Annotated in this window: 17 protein-coding genes; 4 read left to right on the top strand and 13 right to left on the bottom strand. The window is 33.8% G+C overall.

Features of this window, described 5'->3' with window-relative positions; translation table 11 throughout:
* Positions 1-159: 159 nt before the first annotated feature.
* The 10 genes from JK636_RS09035 to JK636_RS09080 form a co-directional block, all read right to left on the bottom strand.
* Positions 160-1,704 (bottom strand): sensor histidine kinase, encoded by a 1,545-nt coding sequence (locus JK636_RS09035; RefSeq protein WP_338025745.1) that lies wholly within the window; start codon positions 1,702-1,704, stop codon positions 160-162.
* Positions 1,694-2,368 (bottom strand): response regulator transcription factor, encoded by a 675-nt coding sequence (locus JK636_RS09040; protein WP_202748498.1) that lies wholly within the window; start codon positions 2,366-2,368, stop codon positions 1,694-1,696. The genes JK636_RS09035 and JK636_RS09040 overlap by 11 nt, the downstream gene beginning before the upstream one ends.
* A gap of 744 nt (positions 2,369-3,112) precedes the next feature.
* Entirely contained in the window at positions 3,113-4,312 is a 1,200-nt protein-coding gene (locus tag JK636_RS09045; protein ID WP_202748499.1) for an ABC transporter permease, read from the bottom strand.
* Positions 4,309-5,025: an ABC transporter ATP-binding protein gene (locus JK636_RS09050; RefSeq protein ID WP_207751706.1), complete on the bottom strand. Its 717-nt coding sequence runs from the start codon at positions 5,023-5,025 to the stop codon at positions 4,309-4,311. The genes JK636_RS09045 and JK636_RS09050 overlap by 4 nt, the downstream gene beginning before the upstream one ends.
* Positions 5,026-5,042: 17 nt before the next feature.
* Positions 5,043-6,431 (bottom strand): efflux RND transporter periplasmic adaptor subunit, encoded by a 1,389-nt coding sequence (locus tag JK636_RS09055; RefSeq protein ID WP_202748500.1) that lies wholly within the window; start codon positions 6,429-6,431, stop codon positions 5,043-5,045.
* A 211-nt stretch (positions 6,432-6,642) separates the two neighbouring features.
* A complete protein-coding gene (locus JK636_RS09060) occupies positions 6,643-8,010 on the bottom strand; it encodes a PTS fructose transporter subunit IIC (protein WP_202748501.1) in 1,368 nt (455 codons plus the stop codon).
* A 112-nt stretch (positions 8,011-8,122) separates the two neighbouring features.
* Positions 8,123-8,569, bottom strand: coding sequence for a PTS sugar transporter subunit IIA (locus JK636_RS09065; protein ID WP_202748502.1), 447 nt, complete (start codon positions 8,567-8,569; stop codon positions 8,123-8,125).
* Positions 8,570-9,517 carry a 1-phosphofructokinase gene (pfkB, locus tag JK636_RS09070; protein ID WP_202748503.1) on the bottom strand — a complete coding sequence of 316 codons (948 nt, stop codon included), beginning with the start codon at positions 9,515-9,517 and terminating at the stop codon, positions 8,570-8,572.
* 32 nt (positions 9,518-9,549) lie between these two features.
* Positions 9,550-10,314 carry a DeoR/GlpR family DNA-binding transcription regulator gene (locus tag JK636_RS09075; RefSeq protein WP_202748504.1) on the bottom strand — a complete coding sequence of 255 codons (765 nt, stop codon included), beginning with the start codon at positions 10,312-10,314 and terminating at the stop codon, positions 9,550-9,552.
* A gap of 189 nt (positions 10,315-10,503) precedes the next feature.
* A complete protein-coding gene (locus JK636_RS09080; protein WP_202748505.1) occupies positions 10,504-10,941 on the bottom strand; it encodes a PilZ domain-containing protein in 438 nt (145 codons plus the stop codon).
* A 149-nt stretch (positions 10,942-11,090) separates the two neighbouring features.
* On the opposite strand from JK636_RS09080, the gene JK636_RS09085 reads away from it, so the two are divergent.
* The 4 genes from JK636_RS09085 (at position 11,091) to JK636_RS09100 (ending at position 13,727) form a co-directional block, all read left to right on the top strand.
* Positions 11,091-11,375 (top strand): hypothetical protein, encoded by a 285-nt coding sequence (locus JK636_RS09085; RefSeq protein ID WP_207751735.1) that lies wholly within the window; start codon positions 11,091-11,093, stop codon positions 11,373-11,375.
* 71 nt (positions 11,376-11,446) lie between these two features.
* On the top strand, positions 11,447-11,704 hold the full coding sequence (locus JK636_RS09090) for a hypothetical protein (RefSeq protein WP_202748506.1): 258 nt from the start codon (positions 11,447-11,449) through the stop codon (positions 11,702-11,704).
* A 78-nt stretch (positions 11,705-11,782) separates the two neighbouring features.
* Positions 11,783-12,166 (top strand): hypothetical protein, encoded by a 384-nt coding sequence (locus tag JK636_RS09095; RefSeq protein ID WP_202748507.1) that lies wholly within the window; start codon positions 11,783-11,785, stop codon positions 12,164-12,166.
* Between the two features lie 241 nt (positions 12,167-12,407).
* Positions 12,408-13,727, top strand: coding sequence for a replication-associated recombination protein A (locus JK636_RS09100; RefSeq protein WP_202748508.1), 1,320 nt, complete (start codon positions 12,408-12,410; stop codon positions 13,725-13,727).
* 36 nt (positions 13,728-13,763) lie between these two features.
* Here the strand turns inward: JK636_RS09100 and JK636_RS09105 are convergent, their stop codons facing one another.
* The 3 genes from JK636_RS09105 to JK636_RS09115 all read right to left on the bottom strand — a co-directional run bounded on the left by JK636_RS09105 (position 13,764) and on the right by JK636_RS09115 (position 17,473).
* Positions 13,764-15,485 carry a methyl-accepting chemotaxis protein gene (locus JK636_RS09105; protein WP_202748509.1) on the bottom strand — a complete coding sequence of 574 codons (1,722 nt, stop codon included), beginning with the start codon at positions 15,483-15,485 and terminating at the stop codon, positions 13,764-13,766.
* Positions 15,486-15,563: 78 nt separating this feature from the next.
* Positions 15,564-16,760: an ABC transporter permease gene (locus tag JK636_RS09110; RefSeq protein WP_202748510.1), complete on the bottom strand. Its 1,197-nt coding sequence runs from the start codon at positions 16,758-16,760 to the stop codon at positions 15,564-15,566.
* Positions 16,757-17,473 carry an ABC transporter ATP-binding protein gene (locus tag JK636_RS09115; protein ID WP_274601594.1) on the bottom strand — a complete coding sequence of 239 codons (717 nt, stop codon included), beginning with the start codon at positions 17,471-17,473 and terminating at the stop codon, positions 16,757-16,759. Before JK636_RS09115 ends, JK636_RS09110 begins: the two co-directional genes overlap by 4 nt.
* Between the last annotated feature and the right edge of the window lie 166 nt (positions 17,474-17,639).

Genomic DNA, 17,639 nt, shown 5'->3' on the forward strand with positions numbered 1-17,639 from the left:
CTCCACTTCTATAAAATTATCTGATAAACCTATACTCTAATACAAGATTCTATTTTGGCACTAAATCATTATATTGCAAATTCATTGCATATGCAACTATATTATATTACCATTTAAAAAAGCATGAGAATCCCTTATTTAGGTCTCTCATGCTCTAATTTATTGCAAATATTTAGGAATGCTAAAGTAAAATTTTACGCCTTTTTCTGTGTTTAACGCTCCGAAAACATATCCATGAAGATTTAATATATTCTTTACAATAGATAATCCTATACCTGTTCCCCCAAGCTTCCTATTTCTTGACTTATCAAGCTTGTAGAATTTATCCCATACCTTTGGAAGTTCATCTTCAGGTATGCTCGAACCTGTATTTTCTACCTCAATTGATATAAACCCATTCTCCTCAATCATGTTTACATAAATAGTTCCATTATCTTCAACATTTTTAATTGCATTTGTAATAAAGTTAGTTAAAACCTGTTCCATCCTATCCCAATCTGCATCAACTAAAATATCATCAATCAAACTTGTTTCAAGTTTAATATTTCTTTCTTCCATATTGCCTTTATATTTTCTCAAAGTAAAATTAATAAGCTCTGTTATATTAAATTCCTCTTTTGAAAGCTTAAATAGTCCTGATTCCAAGTGAGACAAATCAAGCATATCTGAAACCAAATTACTCATTTTTTTAGATTCATCTATTATAATATCCAGATAATAATCTTTATCTGCATCTTCAAAAATCTCATCTTTGAGTCCTACTGCATATCCATCTATCAAACTTATAGGAGTCTTTAGTTCATGAGAAACTGAAGCAACAAATTCTTTTCTCATCTTCTCTAAATTTCTTTCTTTTTCAATATCTTTTTCAAGCTGTTCATTAGCTCCTCTTAACGAAGTAAGAGCATCATGAAGATTTTCGGATAAAAAATTTAATGAAGCCGCTACATTTCCAATCTCATCATCACTTTCAACATCACACTTTTCTGTAAAATCAAGCTGAGCCATTTTTGTTGCTGCATTATTAATTTTTAAGAGCGGCTTAGCAATCATTTTAGAATAAATAAATGCCAATAATATTGTAAATAAGATAGCTCCTATACTAAAATACAGGTATATTTTTTCTATTACTGATAAAGCTTCGTTAACAGGCTGCAGCGACGAAGAAGCAAAAATTATCTCCTGCTTTTGAATATTGGATGAGATTCCGACAATAGCTTTTGTTCCTGCCTGCTTATTGTTAATTAAATATATTTTATTGCTATTACCAAGGCTTAATATCTGCTGATTATCGTATTGAGTGGTAATCTGTCTTACAAAGTCTGTAAGTTCCCTTACTCTAAAGCCATCGTTTCTGCTTTTAGAAGAAATCTGGGTTCCACCCTTTAATATATAACTTTTATCCAGTATAAGAATCTTCATATTATAAGTAAGTTCATATTCATCTATTATTTGCAACGACTGCTCATCAGAGGCTGACTTGTTGTAATCTGCCTTAAACTTTTCCACATATTCATGCAAATCACCTTTCTTTTTACTTACATATAATCTTTCAAAAAATAGTGATTGAATAATAAGAGTTCCTAATATAAATACAGCAAACATTAATGTTGTTATAATAAAAAGCTTTCTGGTAACTCCTGCTTTTCCAATAAATATATTCTTTAAATTAAACTTCCTAAGGTTAATCCTTTTAAGCTTCAAACCTATATCCAACCCCCCTTATTGTTGCTATCAAATTAGCCTTTTCTCCCAATTTATCTCTTAATCTCCTTATATGGCTGTCAACTGTTCTATAATCTCCAAAATAGTCCATACCCCATATATAATCAAGTATTTGCTCTCTAGTTAAAACAATACCATTATTAGCAGCAAAATACACTAACAAATCATATTCCTTTGGCGATAGATTCAAAACTTCTCCCTCTAAGGTAACCTTATGAGATAATTCGTCTATATAAAGTCCATTAATATGAATTTCCTTTTTTGTCTGAGTTTGCGCATTATAAACTCTATTAATTAATGCTTTAATATGAGCTAAAAGCACTCTCATATCAAAAGGCTTAGTTAAATAATGGTCAGTACCAAATTCAAATCCAAGCAGCATATCCTCATCTTCACCTTTAGCTGTTAGAAATATTATAGGTACATCCGATACTTTTCTTATTTCCTTACAGGCTGTCCATCCATCCATAACCGGCATCATAACATCAAGTACTATTAAGTGAATTTTTTCGTTTTCAAAAATTCTTAGTGCTTCCAAACCGTTTTCTGCTTCTATGGGCTCATATCCCTGCTTTTTTAAATAAGCTACTATAAGCTTTCTCATTCTTTCTTCATCATCTACAACAAGAATTTTCTCTTTCATAAAATCCTCCTGTAATAAAATTGTGAACTAAAGTTACATCAGGCTGTGGCATAAAGACCTTAGTGCTTTGTGTGGAAAATAATATTTTCTACACCTGTTCTCGGTCTTTACACCCAGCCTATATAGCTTATACTCAATTATAATTATATTTCTATACGACTTACTCAACAATTGTTTTTATAATTAAAACTTTTTTATATTTGGTGCTGATATAAGCATGTTCTTTGATATTGTAGAAAACAAATCTACTGCAAACCAGCATGGTTACAGTAAATATTTAAATATTTTTATAGGTTTATAGGATTATATATAAATATACGAATGATAAAAAGGCCATTACTTGCTTTTAACAAAGCCTAATATTTAATCTGATTAACTAGAGATCAACAAAAGTACTGTAGGCTTACTTTAAAGTCTGTAGTGCAGTGTGGAAAATAATATATAAGATTAATTGAGTACTTTGCCCATGTTCTTGGTGAAGTGAGGTCATAAAACTTAGAGCCTCTCTTCTGAGCTAACAAAAATTAAATATGATATAAAAATTTGTTATAGAAGCTTCGCTTTAAAGATAGCAAAAATTAAAGCGAATTCTTAGAGGCTCTTAGTTTTATGACTTCGCGAACCTTAGAACAGTAGCAAAGTAATCACTAAGATTATATATTATTTTCCACTCAAATCCCTACGGACCTTAAAGCAAAGCCTGCGGCAATTTATTTTGCAATCTAGTTAATTATACTCCATTTTTTATTCAAATCTAAGTGCTTCTATAGGATTAAGTTTAGAAGCCTTGTTAGCAGGATATATTCCAAAGACTATACCGACTACAACCGAGAAAATAAACGCTGCAAGTACAATGTTATTAGAAATAACAATTGTTGTTTTAAACCACTGCTGTCCTAAATAAGCACCTAAATGTCCAAAAAGTACTCCTACTATTCCTCCTAGGCCGCTTATGCTGGCAGCTTCAATAAGAAATTGAATAAGTATAGTCCTTCTCTTTGCCCCGATTGCTTTTCTTATACCAATTTCTCTGGTTCTTTCAATTACAGATACAAGCATTATATTCATAATACCAATTCCACCTACTAAAAGTGATATTGCGGCTATTCCAGCAAGCATTGCTGTCATGCTTTGAGTAGTAGAATTAGCTGTCTCTAAAATACTTGTCTGATTCATAACTCTGTAATAGTTTCTAGTATTTTGAGTATTAGTATTAGTGTTACTAATCTTATACTTTTTATTTAAGAATAATTGTAGATATGACATTGCAGTATCAACCTTATCTTTACTTTCTGCTTCAATATAAAAATTTCTTACATTGCTGTTTTTAAGCAGTCTTTCTGCTGTAGACAGTGGAAGTATTATTCTATCATCACTTGATCCTGCCGCTGAAGTTCCCTCTGACTTAAGAACTCCTACAATAGTAAATTCAATACCATTTACATACATTTTACTTCCAACTACATTTGTAGTACTGAATAAAGTCTGTGCTGTTTCCGGTCCTATTACTAGTACTTTAAATCTATCATCAATATCTTTTTGATTAATAAATCTGCCTGATACTACTGTCAGCTTTCTGATTTCTAAATAATTAGGTGTTGAAGCTTCCAGGTTTGTTGTACCTGATTTATCTGCTGCCTTTATATTTATATTTCCTTGAGATAATGCAGGTGCTATTTGTTTAATTCCTGGCTTAGTTTTGAGATCCTCAATTTCTGTATCAGTAATAGTAGGTGTTCTATTTCCTGTTATATTAACAGTAATAAGATTAGTACCTAACTTTTCTATTTGATCTGTAATTTGTTTTTGAGTCCCTGTTCCTATTCCAACCAGTATAATTACAGAGGATATTCCTATAATTATACCAAGCATTGTCAGAAAAGACCTCATTTTATTGTTCCATACTGACGACAAAGCCATTTTTATTAATCTTGTAAATTTCATGCTGTCACCTCATTTTCGTTTAATACATCCGAGGTAATTTTTCCGTCCCTAACTGTAATTATTCTTTTTGCATAAGCTGCTATTTCTTTATCGTGAGTTATCATTATTATTGTATTACCTTCTTTATTTAAATCAGTCAGCATTTTAAGCACTTCTTTACCAGTCTTGCTGTCAAGAGCACCTGTAGGTTCATCTGCTAGTATAATCTGAGGGTCTGTAACTAAAGCCCTGGCTATTGCAACTCTTTGCATCTGACCTCCCGATAACTCTGAAGGCTTATGCTTTAGGTGTGTTTCAAGACCAACCTTTTCAAGTGATTGCTTTGCTCTTTCTCTAATTTTACCGTTTGGATATCCTAAATATAATAATGGAAGCTCAACATTTTCCAAGATATTTAACTTAGGCAGCAAATTATAGTTTTGAAATATAAAGCCTATCTTCTTATTTCTTATTTCTGCAAGCTTATTATCACTGCATTTCGTATTTAATCCATCTAATATATATTCTCCATCTGTTGCAGTATCCAGACATCCTATTATATTCATAAGTGTAGATTTACCAGCTCCAGAAGGTCCAACTATTGCTACATACTCACCTTTAGTAATACTTAAGTCTATTTCTTCCAGGGCAGTAAAACTGCTGCTTCCCATTTTATATATTTTCTGTATATTTTTCATACTAATAATCTCTTTGCTATTAACAGTTCCCGACATGTGCCTTCCCCCCTAGATTAGTTTTTCCTTGTATTATTTCCTCCGCTTTGGTTTCTTTGCACGCCCATGTTTCCGCCACCAAAGCCACCAGCTCCAAAGCCTCCAAGGTTATTTCTGTTAGCATTATTATTAGTAGTGCTGCTTGCTTGTGGAAGTTGTACTAAAACCTTCTCGCCTTCTGTTAATCCTTCTGTTACTTCAACATAGTTTTCATTTTCCATACCAGTCTTAATCTGAACCTGCTTGCTTGTTCCAGCATATGCTGCTCCACCATAAGCTCCGTTTCTTGCACCTTGTCCATTTTGAGTACTTCTATTTCTACCTTGTCCGTTTCCATTCGCAGATGGTTGAGTATTATTTGACTGATTTTGCTGATTATTACTTTGAGCAGCATTATTTGTCCCATTTGAATTTGCTGAACTACTATCAGAGTTCGCAACCATAACAAACTTATTGCCGTTTCTATCTATTATAGCTTCTGAAGGTATAACTAATGCGTTGTCTTTGCTTTCAACTTGGATGTTTACATTTGCATTCATACCAAGCTTTATTCCTGAAGGGTCTTTTATTGCTACTACAACATCATAAGTAGTTACGTTGTTTGAGGTTGTACCTGTTTGAGCAATTGTTTCAACTGAGCCTTCATAAGTCTTATCCTTTATAGCATCAAATTTAACTTCTGCCTTTTGACCCTGCTTAATTTTTTCAATATCCAGCTCATCAACTGCAACTTTTACCTTCATAGAGCTTGTATCTACAATTGTAAGCACAGCCTTGCTTTGCTGAACACTATCGCCATTTGAGTTGTTAACTACTGTAACTATTCCACCGATTGGAGCAGTTACTGCCATTTTTGCTACCTGCTGATTTGCATAGCTTAGCTGATTTTTTGCATCACTTACATTTAATCTATCCATTGCTATTTTATTATCATCTACTTTTGCTGAACTTTGGCCGCTGCTTTGCCCATTTTGTCCGCCTGCCTGCGGTGTTTGAGCTGCAGCCGCTTGCGCTGCCTGAGCTGCTTGTGTATCTAAATCAGCTTGTAAAGAAATATTTTGTTTTGATAAATTATTTTGAGCGGTAGTAACTGTCTTTCTAAGATCATCACTGTCCGAAGTAAACAGCTTTTGACCTGCTGTAACAGTATCCCCTACCTTCACAGTTAAATCTTTTAGTGTTCCGTTATTATTAGGTATAACATCTTTAGTAACTGCAGCATATGCTGCACCTGTTCCCTGAACGCTGACCTGCAGATTTGTTTTCTTAGCAGTCACTGTCATATATTGAACTGAAGCTGTTACCGCTTTTTTGGCAAAAACTTTATTATAGCCATAGTAACCTCCAAAGCCTACCCCTAAAACTATTATACATGCTATAAGTGCTTTTACTATTTTGCTTTTCACTTTTATTCCCCCTAAAATATTATTTAAAAACTATATTTTTTATTTTAACTTTAACCTCAACTTAATTGCTTAATACATAAACAATAATTAAATACTATGTGGAGAACGTGTAGCTAAAGTGACAACATTGTTAACATATTATGAATAAAATAAAAGCCATAGTTAGAGATTATTAATCTTAACTATGGCTGGTAAATTAACTATTTATATATTATTTTTCAATTGGTTTCTTAATTGCTGATAATATTAAAGCTGTTACTACTGTACCTGCTGCCAGAGCAATTATATAAGGAAGAAGTCCAGTAACAACATTAGGAATAGCTAAAACCCATATTCCTCCATGTGGAACTATAAGAGTACATCCAAATATCATAGATATGGCTCCAGCTACTGCAGAACCTACCATTAATGATGGTATAACTCTAAGCGGGTCTGCTGCTGCAAAAGGTATTGCCCCTTCTGTTATAAAGGATATACCAAGCGCCCAGTTAGCTTTTCCTGCTTCTCTCTCTTCTAATGTATATTTGTTCTTTGCTATTACAGTTGAAAGTGCTATTCCAAGTGGTGGAACCATTCCTGCAACCATTACGGCAGCCATTATTGCTGATGGTTTTCCGCTTGCTACTGTAGCAGCTGCAAAAGTATATGCCGCTTTGTTAACAGGACCACCCATATCGAATGCCATCATGCAGCCTAAAATAATTCCAAGTAATGCAGCATTTGCACCGCTAAGTGAAGTCAGCCATCCTGCTAGAGTAGTATTAAATAATGCCATTGGTTTTCCAATAACATAAACCATAAGTATTCCCATTATAGCTGCTGAAAGTAGAGGAATAACAAGTACAGGCATCAAGCCTTGTAATGACTTTGGAAGTCTAACATACTTCTTAATTGCAAGTACAATATATCCAGCTGCAAAACCGGCTACCATTGCACCTAAAAATCCCGATCCATTGTTAGAGGCAATAAAACCACCTACCATACCAGGTACTATACCAGGTCTATCAGCAATTGAGTAAGCTATATATGCACCTAGTATAGGAACCATTAAAGCAAACGCAGCTTTTCCAGTTGAAAATAAAGTTTCACCTAAAGTTCCCGGAGCGTTGAAAACATAAATACCTCCAATAGCAAAACCTAAAGCTATAAGAAGACCTCCAGCTACAACAAATGGAATCATGAAAGATACACCTGTCATTAGATGTTTATAAACTCCTGTTTTTGATTCTTTTTGTTCAGTTTTCTTTTCATCTGCTTTCTTAACATTTGTTTGTATTGGTTTAGCATTAGCTGCTCTTTCAATAAGTCCTTTAGAATCTTTTATAGCATCCTTAACTGGAACCTCAATAATTGTCATACCAGCAAACCTTGACTTGTCCACGTTAGTATCAGCCGCTATTATAACAGCCTTAGCTTCCATTAAATCCTTTTCTGTTATAACGTTTTCAGCGCCTACAGAACCCTGAGTCTCTACTTTTATCTCATGTCCTAGTTCTTTAGCTGCCATTAAAAGGGCTTCAGCAGCCATGTAAGTATGTGCTATTCCGGTTGGACAAGATGTCACTGCAACAAATTTCATAATAATACCTCCCTAATATAATTATTTTTATATTTAGGAAAACAGCAGAAAGCATAGTATATAAAATAATTCCGTTAGTGCATCTTCAAGCTATTTTCCTTTAATAACAAAACTATTCTTCGAAAACTTTAATAAAATCTTCAAAAGTATCTGCATTAGAGATTTTCTCTCTTATATCAGAATGCATTAACTTCCTTGATATTTCACTTAATGCTCTCAAATGCAAATCACTAGACTGCTCTGGAACAGCTATTAAGAAAAATAAATGGGCTGGCTCATCATCCATTGATTGATAGTCTATACCTTTGCTACTTCTTCCAAAAACTATGGATGCTTCCTTTACTGCTGAACTTTTTCCATGTGGTATTGCAATGCCCATTCCAATACCAGTTGAAAATTCTTCTTCTCTTTTTAAAACAGCTTTCTTAAATTCATCTTTATCTATAATCTTGCCATCATTTATCAATATTTGTATAAGCTCCTCTAAAACTTCATCTTTTGTAGAAGCCTTTAGATTAAAACTTACTCTTTCTTTTGAAAACATATCCTTAGTTGCCATTTATATATCCTCCTTTAGCTTCTTTATTAAAACCTTTGTCTCTTCTAATAAGAGTTCTACTTGATCTAATGTACAAGCTTCTGTACCTTCCAGCATTACAGATGCAGCTCCGCTGGCATTTGCAAATTTTAATGTTTTTTCTTCATCAAGTTTATTTATTAAACTATAAACAAGTGCTGCTACCATAGAATCTCCAGCTCCAACTGTACTTTTGACCGGCACCTTCAATCCGCTGCAGCTGCAAACCTTGTTTTTAGTTATATAAATTGCTCCCTTATCCCCTAAGGATACAAGCACTTTATTTATTCCCTTTTCAATAAGTTCTTGTGCTGCTTTTATTATAGTTTCTTCAGATTCATCAGCTAAATTCATCAATTTGCTAAGTTCATGAATATTTGGCTTAATTACATCAGGTTTTTCCTTAAGTCCTTCTTCCAAAAGACTTCCCTCAGCATCCAATATTGTTATGGCGCCTTTTCCCTTTGCAGCTTTTATTAATTTTGCATATATATCTACTGGTATTGATGGACTGACTCCTCCTGAAAGAACTACAATATCCTCTTCATTGCACAAAGATTCAAAGTTATTTATAAAATTATTTAATTCATCTTCTTCAATAAATGGCCCTGCTTCGTTTATATCCGTATAAACTTTATTTAAGCCGTCTACTACTTTAGTATTTGTTCTTGTGGTATTTTTAATATGAATAAACTTAGTTTCAATTTCTCTATCCTTTAATTCTTCAAGAAAGTATTTCTCCCATACTCCTCCAAGAAATCCTGTACTGATTGAATCTATATTAAAATTTTTTAAAACTTTTGATACATTTATTCCTTTACCACCTATATCATATCTGATATTTGATACTCTGTTTACTGTACCAAGTGTGAAATTATCAATGGTTAAGGTCTTATCTATTGCAGGATTCAGTGTTACAGTTATTACCATGTATTCCTAACCATCCTTTCAATTTATGTTAGTTAATTTTCCTTAGTTATTACTTCAACGCCAGCATCTTGATATTCTTTAATAATTGTTTCATCCAAATCACTGCTTGTAATTATTGCAGTAACTGCCCTAATAGGACTTATTACCGAAAAACTCACATTATTAAATTTTGAACTATCGGCTGCTATGAAAACCTTGTTAGCTACATTTATCATAGCCTTTTTGCTCTGTGCTTCTGTAAAATTCGGAGTAGTTATTCCTTCTTCTAAAGATATTCCATTTGAACCAATAAAAGCTTTATCAACTCTAAAATTTCTAAGAGAGCTTTCAGTCAAGTAACCTACCATAGCTCTTGTCACTTTCCTTAGGGTTCCGCCTGTAACAATAAGTTCTACATCTTCTTTATTTGAAAGTTCTGATGCTATATCTATTGAGTTGGTTATAACTGTAATATTCTTTGCATTTATATGTTTTGCTATTTCTAACGTTGTTGTTCCTGAGTCAAGAATAATAGTATCCCCATCCTCAATCAAAGAAGCTGCTAGTTTACCAATATCGGATTTCTCATCGTGCTTCTTATCTTCTTTTTCTTCAAAGGTAGGTTCAAAGTTAGTCTTTTTAACTTCAACAGCCCCGCCATGAGTTCTAGTTAATAAGCCTTTTGCTTCCATCTCTTGAAGATCTCTTCTTATAGTGGATTCAGATACATTAAAAATATTTGATAATTCATTAACTTTTATACTGCTTTTTTCTTTTAATAGCTCTGCTATTTTTTCTTGTCTCTCTTCAGCAAACATTTACACTCACTCTCATCTCTGATTATTTATGATTGTTTTTGAACGTTTTTGATTGATTGATTTAATTATATAGTAACATTGTGCTCAAGTCAATACGTTTTCATTAACAATTTAAGCCATTTTTTGATGTTTCGTGCTCATTTGAGCATAAAAAAGAGAGTACCTGAGCAGTACTCCCTATTTTTATCTTTACTTTAAGCATCTTACCATATCTTTTTTTGTGCAAATTGAACTATTCACAAGAAATCGCTTATTCCTTAGCTTAATAGCCAATTCATTTAATATCCTTACAAGGCTTCCTCTTTTCCCATCATCCATTTCAAAGTTTACTCCATATTGTAATAAATCATTTTTCCATAAGATCTGTCTAACAATTAATCCTTCTACCCTTATAGTCTGATCTAAAAGCTTTATATAAAACTCAAAAACTATAGTATCATTTACTGGAAACTTTAAATTCGATGTAAATAATAATCCTCCTGGTCCAATATCATTTACACAAATCTTTGTACTGCTTGAATCTATTTTTTTATCATCAATTTTAGAAATTGTTATTTCTGAACATAAAGGTGTATTTAAATAAACTCTAAAGCATTTTCTTTTGTTTAAATTCTGTTCATTCTCCATTTTATCAAGCTTCTCCCACAGCAAAATTCCTAATTTCTAGAAATTATATATTCTACAATCATAAAAAAAATCCTTCCAGTAATTAATTTTGCTAGTAACAATTTTAAGGCATTATGAATAATATGTACTACGAAAAGGAGGTGTATATTATGAACGATATATTTGGACAACCAATGCAGCAAAATTACAACTACAATCCACGCAAATACGAAAAACCACAAGAGATATCACCTGAAGGACACTGTCCGCATCCACACCCTCATCCAGATCCAGACCCATGTAGACAGCTTCCTGGAACAGTATTAAGAATTAATATTCCTGCAGGTGCAACTATAAATATTCTTAACCTTGTAGAATTAACTTCGCCCTCAGGAATATGCTTAATATTAAGACTTCCTTTCTTAGGTGGAGAATGTGGCGAATGTCACCACTAAGAGTAAAATTCATAGATATACGTAAGACCTATCAGAAATAATCTATTAAACTTTACGGGAGGGATACGAAGATGTCAAACTACTTGCAGCCTACTAGCCAAAATGCTTGCAGACAGCTTCCTGGAACAATATTCCGTATATTTATTCCAGCAGGCACAACCATAAATTTATTAAATCTTATTGAACTTACTTCACCTACAGGTATATGCCTGATTCTTAGGCTTCCATTCCTAAGTGGAGAATGCGGTACAAGCCGCCACCATGAGTATGAAGATATATTTGACAGAATAAGACAAGCTGGCGGAAGAATAGAATCAGTTAATCAATAATATATTCTAATCTCTGTGGCAAAAGTATAAACGTACTTTTGTCACAGTCCTTTAATTATTTAGAAGGAGGTTAATTTTATGAACAATAACTATAAGAAAATTTTTGATACTATATCACAGCTTGGCCAGTTATCAAATCTTTCACAGTTTGTTAATGTAGAGGAATTCCCCTTAAATAAGGAAACTGATAAATTTGAAAGCAATAAAAACATACCTGAGGAATCAAAATATATATATATTAGTAAAGATGATCTTGTTAAGCTTTTCCCTCAATTACAAGGAAAACTGGATGTTACTAATATACTTAGTGGACTGCTCGGAAAACTTCCTGTTTTAAAAGATATAATGCCAACTACAGAATCAGCTTCCAAGGCACCAAAGGAAGATACAACTTCCCCTAAAGAATCCCCAGATGCTTCTCAAACTGTTACTTTGGAATCTGAAAATACAAAAGAAGAATAAACGCTTCCATATCATACTTATTTTATTTTTAATATGCACCTAATATAAAAAAGGCTGGTTCAAAACATCTTAAACCTACTGCATGGTGTTTTGATCCAGTCCCTTTTATATTTTATTATATATCAGATAAATCAATAATTATACTTTCTAGATGTCTTAACTCATTGTATGATATAATACTAATTACAGTTTTAATTCAGCATATTGAAGGTTAATTTAATATAATGCAGGAAGTGAAGAAATGGATTTATTTGATATAGCAAATCAAAAGAATAATACATCTTTAAAGCCATTGGCTGAAAGAGTCAGGCCGGAAACTCTCGAAGAGTACATAGGACAGGAACATTTGCTTGCAAAGGATAAGATGCTCTATAGAGCTATTATGACAGACAATATATCTTCAGTAATATTTTACGGGCCTCCAGGAGTAGGCAAAACCACTCTTGCTCGGATTATAGCTCATCAGACAAAAGCTAATTTCATAGAATTGAGTGCTGTAACCGCCGGAACCTCAGATGTTAAAAAGATAGTTCAAGATGCAGAAACCAGCTTAAAGCTTTACAGCAGAAAAACAATTCTATTTTTAGACGAGGTACATAGGTTCAGTAAATTACAGCAGGACTCACTTCTCCCCTCAGTTGAAAAAGGAATTATAACTTTAATTGGTGCTACAACTGAAAACCCTTACTTTGAAGTAAATAACGCGCTTCTTTCACGTTCTATGATTTTTGAGCTTAGGGCTTTAAATGATGAAGATGTAGTAAAAGCTTTGAAGAATGCCTTAAAAAGTCCAAAAGGCTTTGGTAATCTTTCTGTGGATATTGAAGAAGATGTTTTTAAATACTTTGCTATTCACAGCAGCGGCGATATTCGAAAAGCGCTTAATGCTTTAGATATGGCTGTTAAGACTTCAAAAAAAGAAAATAACAAAATTGTTATTACCGTAGAGGATGCTAAAGAATGTATCCAAAGAAAAATGACTTTATATGATAAAAACGGTGATAATCACTATGACACAATAAGCGCATTTATAAAATCTATGAGGGGCAGCGATCCTGATGCAGCAGTTTATTATCTTTCAAAGATGCTGGATGCTGGTGAAGATCCTGTATTTGTGGCAAGAAGAATTGTAATATTTGCTTCCGAAGATGTGGGCAACGCCGATCCAATGGCTCTTGTTGTAGCTACAAGCGCAATGACAGCGGCCCATATGATAGGAATGCCTGAATGCAGAATAAATCTATCTCAAGCAGCTATCTATGCTGCCTGTGCACCAAAATCCAATGCCTCCATAATGGCTATTGATTCAGCTCTTAGCGATGTTAAGCAGCATAGAGATTCCGGAATTCCCCCATATCTTATGGATGCCCATTATAAAGGAGCTCAAAAGCTTGACCGCGGAATTGGCTATCTTTATCCCCACGCCTTTGGCGGATTTGTAGAACAGCAGTATCTGCCAAATTCACATAAGAACAAGATTTACTATAAGCCTACTGAAAATGGAGTGGAAGGAAGAATCAAGGATAGACTGAACAAACTATGGAAAAACAAACCTAGATAAATTTAAAGGGGATGCTGCAAAACATCCCCTTTAATATTATACTGTGAATCCTGAGGTAAGCTCACTTAATTTTTTAGCCATTTCTGACAATCCTTCTGTAGTCTTTTCTATTTCTGTCATAGTGCTTAACTGCTCTTCTATACTTGCACTTATGTTTTCTGTACCGCCGGCTATTTCATTTGAAGTATCAGCAATATTGCCTATAGCTTTTTCTATTTCTTTTGTGCTTTGAGCCTGCTGCTCATTAGCATCTTCAATCTGTTCTATTTCACTTACAATATGCTGAATACTATCAATTATGTTTTCTATGCTGCGCGAAGCCTCAGAAGCTTTTTCAACCCCAAGCGATACTTTTTCTTCAACTTGACCAACAGAGTTTACTGCTGTAGCTGATTTTGACTGGTTTTCTTTTATAAGCTTAGAAATTTCATTTGCTGCATTATTGCTCTCATCAGCAAGCTTTCTTATTTCGTCTGCCACCACATTAAAGCCTCTTCCTGCTTCTCCCGCTCTAGCTGCTTCTATAGCTGCATTAAGTGCTAAAAGGTTAGTCTGCTCAGATATTGCTGTTATAATTTGAATTATATCACCTATCTTTTTAGAAGAATCATCCAGGTCATTAATTATTACAGACACTTCTTTTGATGATACGGCAATTTCCTTAATAGAAGAAACAATTTCAGATATTTTCTCTGCACTATCCTTTGCTGCATCTTCAGCCTTTCTGCTGTTATCCGTAGTATTCTTACTTGATAACGAAGTTGCTTCTGAAAATTTTGCTGCTTCTGAAAGGCTTGCCATTGTTTCTTCTGCGGCTGCAGCACCATCAGAGGTTCCTGAAGCTATCTCAACAACAGTACCTGATATTTGCTCTAGTGACTGTGTCGTGATGCTGGTTGCTGAAGCCAACTGCTCACTTGAAGAAGTGATAGTTTTTGCTGAAGAAGATACTTCTTTAATAATACTGTGCAGTCTTTCTATAAACAAGTCAAAACTTTTGCTAAGTTCTCCTATCTCATCCTTGCTTTCATAACCTATTCTTTGAGTTAAATCGCCGTTATTTTGTGAAACCTCTTTAAGTTTTCTTGTAACCTGTCCTACAGGAACAATTATAGATCTTATTATAACTACAGATAAAACTAGTGCTATAACTGCACATATAGCCAATAAAATTATAACTGCCTTGATAGTATTACTGTAAACTAGTTTGCTGTCATTATAGGTCTTTTTTGCAGCAGCAGACTGGTCCGCAATAATTTTATCTAACGCATTAACTAATTCTTTTTTTGTGCTGTCAAATTCAGTCATTCCCTGTGGAGGTCCCGGCTGTCCATTAGCCTGTGTATTTTGAGTTGCCCCAATTCCATTATCTTTTATAAATATATCCTTTGAAGCTATAAATGCATTATATTTTTCCATGAAGGTCTTATTCTCAGCATTATTTTTATAGGTTTCCATCTTCTTTTCAAGAGAAGCCGCACGAGAATCCATATCGTCCTGCACTGTTTTCATAGCTTTCTCATCACCTCTGGCATCCATTATTGAATTAGCCTGAGCTCTTATATATTCAACGTCAGATTTAATTCCATCCAAATAAACAATGGGAGCAAGTCTCGAATCATTTAATTCAATAACCTTTGAGTTAACATTAGATATTTGCTTTACTGATACTACTCCAATTACTAAAAGAAAGATTAAAAAACTTGCTGAAAGTATACCTATTTTTTGCCCTAATTTAACGTTCTTAAAAAATTTCATCTTGCCTTCCCCCAGTTTGAATTTATTCTGATATACTATCGTAACTTTATTTATAAACTTTAGGTAACATTTTAATTTCTATTCAAATCTTAAAGCATCTATTGGATTAAGTTTTGATGCTTTATTTGCTGGGTAAATTCCAAAAACTATACCCACCAGCACTGAGAATATAAATGCTGCAATTACAATATTATTAGAAATCAGTATTGTTGTACTGAAAAACTTTTGTCCAATGTAGGCACTAAAGTATCCTAATAAAACTCCAAGTATTCCTCCAAAGCCGCTTACACTTGCTGCTTCAATAAGAAATTGAGTGAGTATTGTTCTTCTTTTGGCTCCAATGGCCTTTCTTGTTCCTATTTCCCTTGTTCTTTCAATTACAGATACAAGCATTATATTCATGATTCCTATTCCGCCTACAACTAAGGATATAGCAGCTATTCCGGCAAGCATTGTTGTCATGCTCTTGCTTGTAGAAGTTGCAGTATCTAAAAGGCTTGTCTGATCCATTACTCTATAATAGCTTCTTGTAGTTGTACTGCTCGTATTACTGTTTATTTTGTATTTTTTATTTAAAAAGAGCTGTAAATATGCCTTTGCAGTATCAACCTTGTCTTTACTCTTTGCTTCTATATAAAATGTTTTTGCACTAGCTGTTTTTAATAATCTCTCTGCTGTTGATAACGGAACTATAATTCTATCATCGCTGGAACCCTGACTTGAAGTTCCTGATGATTGAAGTACTCCAATTATAGTAAACTCTATACCATTTACATACATTGTATTTCCTGTTACATTTGTGTAACCGAAAATATTTTGAGCAGTTTCAGTACCAATTACAAGCACATTTAATCTGCTGTCAACATCTCTTTGATTTATAAATCTTCCTGAAGCTACTGTAAGCTTTCTTATTTCTGCGTAGTTTGGTGTAGATGCCTCAAGTATTGTAGTACTGGTTTTTTCTCCAGCTTTAATATTAATACTTCCTTGAGATATTGCAGGAGCAATTTCTTTTATTCCAGGTTTAGTTTTTAAATCTGCAAGCTCCTCATCTGTTATCGTAGGAGTTCTGTTTCCTGTAATATTTACTGTAATAAGGTTTGTCCCAAGCTTCTCTATTTGGTCGCTAACCTGCTTTTGGGTTCCCTGTCCCATACCTACAAGAACAATTACCGAGGAAATACCTATAATTATACCAAGCATTGTAAGAAATGAGCGCATCTTGTTATTCCAAACGGAGGATAGTGCCATTCTTATTAGTCTTGTGATTTTCATGCTCTCATCTCCTTTTTATTAAGTTCATCGGAAGTAATCCTTCCATCTCTTACTGTAATCATTCTCTTAGCATATGAGGCTATTTCTTTATCGTGAGTAATCATTATTATAGTGTTTCCTTCATTATTTAAATCTGTAAGCATTTTGAGTACTTCTTTTCCTGTTTTGCTATCCAGTGCTCCAGTTGGCTCATCTGCAAGGATTATTTGAGGGTCAGTTACTAATGCTCTAGCTATAGCAACCCTCTGCATCTGACCTCCGGAAAGCTCTGAAGGCTTATGCTTTAAGTGAGTTTCAAGTCCTACTCTTTGCAGTGCAAGCTTTGCCTTTTCCCTTACTTCTCTATTGGAATATCCTAAATATATTAATGGCAGCTCCACATTTTCTAATATGCTTAGTTTAGCAAGCAAATTATAATTTTGAAATATAAAGCCTATCTTTTTGTTTCTTATCTCTGCAAGCTTATTGTCGCTGCATTTTGTATTGAGACCGTCTAAAATATACTCACCATTTGTAGGAGTATCGAGGCATCCTATAATATTCATAAGCGTTGACTTACCAGCTCCTGAAGGGCCAACTATTGCTGTGTATTCTCCTTTATATATGGTCAGGTCAACAGAATCTAAAGCTTTAAAGCTGCTGTTTCCCATCTTATATATCTTTTCTATATTAGTCATTTCTATCATAGCTTTTTTATTTAAATTTTGTTCCATATATACCTCCCTTTCGTCGGAACACTGGGCAGTTTATACTTGCTCGCTTCCGCTCGCAAACTACCCGTTGAAGCTCATTTAGATCTTCAACCTCCCTTTCGTCGGAACACTGAGTAATTAAAACTCTCGCTCCGCTCGAAAATTACTCGTTAAAGTCCATTTAGGA

It is taken from the genome of Clostridium rhizosphaerae (assembly GCF_016765585.1).
GTDB lineage: Bacteria > Bacillota > Clostridia > Clostridiales > Clostridiaceae > Clostridium_AT > Clostridium_AT rhizosphaerae.

What these genes read in the sequence shown, in the direction of transcription:
- JK636_RS09095 (WP_202748507.1), top strand. Translation starts at nt 11,783, where the DNA reads ATGAACAATAACTATAAGAAAATTTTTGATACTATATCACAGCTTGGC.
- JK636_RS09040 (WP_202748498.1), bottom strand. Translation starts at nt 2,368, where the DNA reads ATGAAAGAGAAAATTCTTGTTGTAGATGATGAAGAAAGAATGAGAAAG.
- JK636_RS09050 (WP_207751706.1), bottom strand. Translation starts at nt 5,025, where the DNA reads ATGTCGGGAACTGTTAATAGCAAAGAGATTATTAGTATGAAAAATATA.
- JK636_RS09090 (WP_202748506.1), top strand. Translation starts at nt 11,447, where the DNA reads ATGTCAAACTACTTGCAGCCTACTAGCCAAAATGCTTGCAGACAGCTT.
- JK636_RS09110 (WP_202748510.1), bottom strand. Translation starts at nt 16,760, where the DNA reads ATGAAAATCACAAGACTAATAAGAATGGCACTATCCTCCGTTTGGAAT.
- JK636_RS09060 (WP_202748501.1), bottom strand. Translation starts at nt 8,010, where the DNA reads ATGAAATTTGTTGCAGTGACATCTTGTCCAACCGGAATAGCACATACT.
- JK636_RS09100 (WP_202748508.1), top strand. Translation starts at nt 12,408, where the DNA reads ATGGATTTATTTGATATAGCAAATCAAAAGAATAATACATCTTTAAAG.
- JK636_RS09065 (WP_202748502.1), bottom strand. Translation starts at nt 8,569, where the DNA reads ATGGCAACTAAGGATATGTTTTCAAAAGAAAGAGTAAGTTTTAATCTA.
- JK636_RS09085 (WP_207751735.1), top strand. Translation starts at nt 11,091, where the DNA reads ATGAACGATATATTTGGACAACCAATGCAGCAAAATTACAACTACAAT.
- JK636_RS09045 (WP_202748499.1), bottom strand. Translation starts at nt 4,312, where the DNA reads ATGAAATTTACAAGATTAATAAAAATGGCTTTGTCGTCAGTATGGAAC.
- JK636_RS09075 (WP_202748504.1), bottom strand. Translation starts at nt 10,314, where the DNA reads ATGTTTGCTGAAGAGAGACAAGAAAAAATAGCAGAGCTATTAAAAGAA.
- pfkB (WP_202748503.1), bottom strand. Translation starts at nt 9,517, where the DNA reads ATGGTAATAACTGTAACACTGAATCCTGCAATAGATAAGACCTTAACC.
- JK636_RS09115 (WP_274601594.1), bottom strand. Translation starts at nt 17,473, where the DNA reads ATGGAACAAAATTTAAATAAAAAAGCTATGATAGAAATGACTAATATA.
- JK636_RS09080 (WP_202748505.1), bottom strand. Translation starts at nt 10,941, where the DNA reads ATGGAGAATGAACAGAATTTAAACAAAAGAAAATGCTTTAGAGTTTAT.
- JK636_RS09105 (WP_202748509.1), bottom strand. Translation starts at nt 15,485, where the DNA reads ATGAAATTTTTTAAGAACGTTAAATTAGGGCAAAAAATAGGTATACTT.